The organism is Candidatus Desulfolinea nitratireducens (genome assembly GCF_982879505.1).
Genome location: NZ_CEYOSI010000012.1, coordinates 23,634 through 29,968 on the forward strand (window position 1 = coordinate 23,634; position 6,335 = coordinate 29,968).

Below are 6,335 nucleotides of genomic sequence, written 5' to 3' on the forward strand. Positions count from 1 at the left end.
AATCAGGGAAAAGCGACGCTTTCTATTTTGTAGATAGTTGGAAAACTTTTTATAATAAGCTTCGTCGCGCAGCCTGAGATTATCGCCCTTGGCGGGATGAGTGTAAGTAGATCTGCGGGACTAATAAAGAAGTGAAGACTTTTCCGTGGAACGAGATTATTCGCGACTAAGATCCTTAATGTACCCTCTTCTAACCTGGCTTGATTAACTAACTCCTGGTAAAGGAGATTGGTCTTTTTTTCTGTGCTATTTTGAGAAAAATCATCAAAACAGATATATGGGACATTGCCACAGTGAATCTCTTGCTCGGGAGCGATATCAAGATAGGAATTTGGGTCAAGACGAATGGCGTATGGGACCTGGTTAACAGGGCAGGAGGGTGAGGCTATTTCCGGGGTGGTGGTAAATTGGAGGATGAAGAAGGGCATGATTAGCGTCATCAACGCGATCAAGCCAGCCAGGGGGGCGGTCACGATTTGCTTGTCGCTGATCACTTTTATCCCTTCTTTTTTGGTGGAAGATAGCGTTAATGCAATCAGCGCAAAGAAGAAGGGCATTGTACTTGCGTAGAAGCGCCTACCTCCATCAATAGGAGGCAGAAAGGGGATGGAGAGAAAAATTCCGATAAAGCCTGCAAGAATAAGAGACGATATCGGATTTTTGATATTTTTGATGGTGCGGAGCAGTCCAATAATTAGCAGAATGACACTCGCTATCCAAAGAATGAGATCGAGCCAGACGGTTTTTGGGCCGAAAAAGCTGAAAATGCCCATATCGCCACGAATGAAAAAATCACGATAGGATTTTGCTATGCCGATGAGCAAGCTCGTTGGATGTGCCTTAAAAAATTGGATCGCGGAATCCATGATAATCACAGGATCTCTTGTGGCTAGATCTTGAATGGCACGATTCCAGCCTGTCCCCCCATGGATTTGTCCGTAAAGGGTATAGGCGAAGTTTCCAAAGGTATAGCTGCCTGGCTCTACAAAGATGCGGGAATAGAGTGTGTTAACACTGAGATAAGAAAGGATTACAACCAGGGAGGTAATCCCAAAACTCCTCCAGGAGAAACGTGCTTCTCCTCGAAAAACCCATCCTGCCCAAAAAGCCAGCAAAGGAAAGATGAGGAAAGCGCCCGCGCGTGCACTGACAGCGGTCATTAAAATAAAGATCGCAAAGATTAACTTTTTAAGATTTCGTTGTTGAGCTGATTGCCAGATCAGAATGAAACCCAAATTCCCTAAAATCAAGCCAAGCAATTCTGTGTGGAGAAATCCAATCTGGGATTGAGCATAGAGGAAGGAAAAACTAAGATAGAGAGCAGCGGGCAGCGGGCCAAAGGCAGCGCGCAAATTGTGGGCAGATAGATAGCTGGTAAATCCCATCAGACCGACGAGAACAGCTATGCTGATTTGTAAATTTTTACCTGTGAGCAACAATAAAGAAGCGATGAAGCCAGGGAAAAGAGGGCGTCCAGCAGCCTGAACTGTGTATTCGGGGAGTGTGCGCCCATCAAGCATCAGACGAGCGCCGTTGTAATAGTGATAGGCATCTCTGTAAGGCAGAATCCCTCCGATGACCTTGTTGTCAGAGTAACCAGAATTCCACATATACGAGAGTGCCAAGGCAAAAAGAACCATTGTAACGCCAAGCCCCAGCAGCCATCCCCAATAATTATCTAATTGAAAACTGAGAGCATAAATCGTAAATACAATAAAAAACAAGAGGGGAGAATAATACCAAAAGAAAGCTGTAAATGAATAAGGGATAGGGGTGAGCAGAAGCAAGGTAAAGAGAGCGATGGCAACAACCAGACTTAAAAGGTAGTTGTACAACAATTTATTTGTTTTCATGGTAATTCAGGTATTTAAATAGTCCCCAACTTGGATTACGGTTCGTTTGTCGGCCATGCGGTATAAGTCGCCCCCAGTGTAGGATGTGGTGTTGGCGTTTCGGTTGGAAGAAGGGTTGGGGTATTTGCAGTTGTCGTTGCAGCGAGGGTTGAACCGGGAGGAGCGATAACCGTGGGCGTGACAGGCGGTTTTCCTATAGACCAGATAAACCCTATCAATGCAGAAATCGCTATCAAAAACGCTATCACCCCACCGATAATCAGTGGCAATGGAAACTCCTTTTTGAGTTTCTTAATATTTTCGGGCACCGATAATAAAATAACTGTGCTATTGTCGTGTCCGCCTCGTTGATTGGCTGTGTTAATTAACCTTTCTGCAGCAGAATCAAGATCGCTTGATGTACGGACAATGTCCAGAATCTCATCGTTCCGGACCAGATCGGTCAATCCATCAGTGCACAGGAGCAAAGCATCCCCTCTTTTCAGGCGAAAGCCCTGATTGCTTTTTTTTGCTTCGCTGTTTTTAGCAGAGGGCAAACGAAGTCTGAAATCTACTTCAGGAGGGTTTATTGATCCGACATATTGACGAATTACATGGGCATTGGGATGTTCATGCGCCTGCTCAGGGGTCAAAATACCTGTGTCTAAAGCCTCCTGGATCCAGGTATGATCGGTGGTCAACTGCTGTATCGCGGCCCCACGCATCAGATATAAACGCGAATCCCCCACGGCCCCGGCAAAAAGCCTGTTCCCAATCACCCAAACGCAAACCACGGTAGCACCCATGCCCTGCTTCTCTGAATCTTCTTTCGCAAGGTTCGCAACAGCTTGATTGGCTCCCTCCACTGCCTTCCTAATGATCTCTGTTGGTTCCTGGGTATTACTCTCTGCGATTGCCTGGCTGACATAATCCACCACCATTTCAGCAGCAACTTCTCCGGCTTGATGACCACCGATTCCATCTGAAACAATCGCGAAAAGAACAGGCGTAGCATTATCCTTTCCTGAAAAATAGGAAGAGATTGCATAGCGATCCTCATTATTCTTCCCCTCTTTCATCCCCTTGTGACTCAAGGCAGCAACAAAAAGATGCGCTCGCTCAGAAGGAATCACGATAGCCTCTCCTCAATGCTGATTTCTGGGTTCTTTTTTGCAGGAGCTTTTTCCAGGATAAATTGATAGCGCAGTGTTCCGAAGTGGATCAAGTCTCCATGTGCCAATATTGCCCCTTCACTGCTAACCGGTTCAAAGTTGACCCATGTGCCAGCGACCGAATCTTGATCTGAAATGACAAAGTGCCCGTCTTCTCCGGGATGTAACCGGGCGTGGACCGGGGAGATGGAAGGATCGTCGAGGACGTACGCAGCCTTGACGGGGTCAGTGCCAAAGGTTATTTCTTCGCCAGTCAACGGAATCCGTTTTTCGGCAGCGGGTTTTTCTTCTCCATTGAGCCGTGCCAGATAAGCTGAGGCTTTTACCCGTTTAGGGCGTCGTCCCCAACTTGGAGTGGTTAATTGTTGATTTCTTTTCTCATCATCGACTGTTGCAGGAACAGGTTGTGTCAGTGGATCGAAGGATGCTTTTTTCGCCTCTCGTCGCGCAATAGCAAAGGTGAATAATCCGCGTCTTCCTCCGACCAAAAGAATTAGGGCAAGTAAAATTCCGGCTAACGCGATCACGCCAATCGTCAGGTTTGTACTATTCCGTCCAAAAAAGGCGAGTGTCCCTGTGGGGGGCTGAACAACTGTCAGAGTGACTGGAACACCCAGACTTGTCTTGACTAATCCAAGAGAATCCTCCACTTCGATCCGCAGGGAGTGTTCGCCGTTGCTGAGATATTCGCTAATATTCCATTGAAATTTGTCGAAAGGAGGCGCGGTGATTTCTGAGACCTTTTCATCATCTACAAAAAGTGCGGCATACGTTATGGGGCGTGGATGTTCGTCGGGAAATTCAATTAAAATCTCAATAACTTGCTCTGTAGGTTGCAATAAATCAGTATTATAGGGATCGTCTTCAGGTGCCTGACGTACGATTTGCGATGGGGGAGAGATGAGCATCGGATTGGGTGGCTGGATATCAAGGGAAAAACTTTGATCGGAAGAAATGAGATCAAGTTCGTCAAATTGCACGCGCGCTGCCAGGGTATGAGTGCCTCCTGTAGCTAATTGCGATGCATATTTTAAGGTGTAAAGATGGCGGAGAGGGGAAAAATAGTTTTCGGGGTCAGGTAATGGTTCTACCCCTGAGTAGGCAAAGAAGTCTCCTCCGGTTTGGAAGGCCAGAGATTTCAGAGATGTTGCACTGAAGTGGGCGAAATAGTCATCTGAATCGATCAGCCAGATATTGACTCTCGCACCAAGGGTTGCGGCGCGTTGTGCTAAATTTTCCAATTGATCAACTGTGGATTGATCAGGAAGATGTGGCGTAAGGAAGAGAATACTGTGTTTCATTCCCGCTTGTGAATCTTGTTGCCCTTCGAGAACGTCTAAAGCAAGGGATAAGGATTCTAAACCTGGCACTGCGGCGCGGGTATCAGGCTGGAAAGAGACGAAAGAATTATGCCATTCGCTTGGTGTGGCCCCAACGAGGAGAGGCCCTGTTGTGGCGACGAGACTCATCGAGTCTTGTGGTTCGAGGGGGCGGGCTTCTGCCCACAGGCGCAGTACCTCGGCCACGCGTTCATACCGGGAGATACCAAGTTTGTCGCGTACGGCCATTGGCGGGCCGGGGTTAATGGCAACAACTAATTGGACCCCCACCTCTTCTTCGGTGAGTTCGCTTAGTGGAAGTGGTTGCCCATTCTCCAGTACGGTTACGTTTGCTGCATCTAAACCGGAAAGAAATTTACCCTGTGAATCGTATACGTCCAATAGAGCGATAATCGTTGGGAAGGAACCTGGATCCACTTTGATGATCTCTGCTCTCGCAGCTTCCTGCGCGAGGACGTGAAATCCACCTGCGAGGAGTAGAGTCGCAAAGAGAATCGATAAAAAGACTTTACGCATATTCCGATTATTGTATCTTATTTTGGGGTTTCAGGTGTTTGCCTGCCAAGGTTCAGATATGTGACTGTCCAGGCAACCTGGTTATAGGTCATGCTGACAGCCGATCCGAGAAAAGACAGGATCATCACAATTAGGAAAAATCCAGCGAAAATGCGAAATATACCCAGATCACTGGAGGGATTTGTGCTTAGCAAGAAGGGGAATAAAAACTGTCCAATGAACATGGGGATGGCAGAAATAAAACCGACTACCATCTGGAACATGTAAAGGATGAAGGACATCAGCATCAAAGGCCAGAAATTAGATTTGAGCAAATCCCAAACCAGTTGAAGTGTCTCTCCAAAGGGCAGGTCTTCAGCAGGGACGGCTGCTATACTCATAAATACCCCTGCCATGATAACAAGCATCAACGGATAGATCAGCAGCATCAGCGGGAGCATACACAGGAAGCCAAGACCGGCTGTGAGAATCCCGAACATGGCCATTAGGAACATTATTCCGCCAAAAAGAAAGAAATAGCCAAACCAGATCAGGAGCAGAATTCCGAATGCGCGCCCCAAAAAGGGCATCGTATCAGAGAGTAAGGAGTTAAAGGTCAGGCCAGATTTTCCGGTATCCAGATCTACGGTGCCTTTGGCGATGGCTGTCCAGCCCAGCGGTGTCAGCAGGGCGGATATGATGCTGGCCAGGAATATGAAGCCAATAACGACAAAAAATCCTACGGGTGGTACTGGCTGATCGAGGGAATTTAAAAAATCATGTAGTTGAGACTCCGAGATGGCCAACCCCCAGACGGTCAGACCGGAAAAAAGAAGCAAAATTGGCAAAATCGGGATCAGGCCAAATAAGAGTAAAACCTTTTCTTGCACGAGTCGCTTCCAGGATACGGTGAGAATATCACTATAATTCATTATTACTTCCATTAAACGTGACGGGTAGTTTACCTGTTATATCATACACGAGAGACTTGATTCGGTCTACTTGGCTGATTCTTATTGGGGCTTGACAGTTTTTCTCAAATCACGTATATTACCAAATAGTTATATAACCAAGTGGTAATATACAAGGGAAAGCAATGCCAACTGACACCCTAAGCATCACCTTCGCAGCTTTAGCCGATCCTACCCGCCGCCAAATTTTGGCCATGTTGGCGCGCGGTGAAATGTCCGTGACGCAGTTGGCGGAGCCCTTTGATATGACCATGCCCGCGGTCTCCAAGCATCTCAAAGTGCTGGAGCGCGCCGGCCTGATCGTGCGCGGACGTGAAGCCCAATGGCGTCCAGCCAAATTGCAGGCTGCGCCGCTCAAGGAGGCCTCCGATTGGGTGGAGCAGTATCGTCAGAACTGGGAAGACAGTTTTGACAGACTGGATGCCTATTTGAAGACCATTCAGAATAAATAGAAAGGTTTTGAGAATCAGGAATATCCCCCAATCAAATTTTTATTCGTATAAAGTAAAGGATAAGGTAAAAAAT

Annotated in this window: 5 protein-coding genes; 1 reads left to right on the forward strand and 4 read right to left on the reverse strand. The window is 47.1% G+C overall.

Features of this window, described 5'->3' with window-relative positions; all coding sequences use genetic code 11:
* Positions 1–2 precede the first annotated feature (2 nt).
* Genes AC3DOM_RS02090 through AC3DOM_RS02105 form a run of 4 tightly spaced genes read right to left on the reverse strand, consistent with a single transcriptional unit; the run spans position 3 to position 5,771 of the window.
* On the reverse strand, positions 3–1,853 hold the full coding sequence (locus AC3DOM_RS02090) for a hypothetical protein (RefSeq protein ID WP_487917368.1): 1,851 nt from the start codon (positions 1,851–1,853) through the stop codon (positions 3–5).
* A 35-nt stretch (positions 1,854–1,888) separates the two neighbouring features.
* The gene (locus AC3DOM_RS02095; protein ID WP_487917369.1) at positions 1,889–2,965 is read right to left on the reverse strand and encodes a PP2C family protein-serine/threonine phosphatase; all 1,077 of its coding nucleotides are present in this window, start codon (positions 2,963–2,965) and stop codon (positions 1,889–1,891) included.
* Positions 2,962–4,860 (reverse strand): FHA domain-containing protein, encoded by a 1,899-nt coding sequence (locus AC3DOM_RS02100; RefSeq protein ID WP_487917370.1) that lies wholly within the window; start codon positions 4,858–4,860, stop codon positions 2,962–2,964. Before AC3DOM_RS02100 ends, AC3DOM_RS02095 begins: the two co-directional genes overlap by 4 nt.
* Before the next feature lie 17 nt (positions 4,861–4,877).
* Complete coding sequence (locus AC3DOM_RS02105) at positions 4,878–5,771, reverse strand: hypothetical protein (protein WP_487917371.1); 894 nt, start codon at positions 5,769–5,771, stop codon at positions 4,878–4,880.
* Between the two features lie 164 nt (positions 5,772–5,935).
* Between AC3DOM_RS02105 and AC3DOM_RS02110 the strand changes: the two genes are divergently transcribed.
* Entirely contained in the window at positions 5,936–6,262 is a 327-nt protein-coding gene (locus AC3DOM_RS02110) for an ArsR/SmtB family transcription factor (RefSeq protein WP_487917372.1), read from the forward strand.
* The last annotated feature ends 73 nt before the right edge of the window (positions 6,263–6,335 follow it).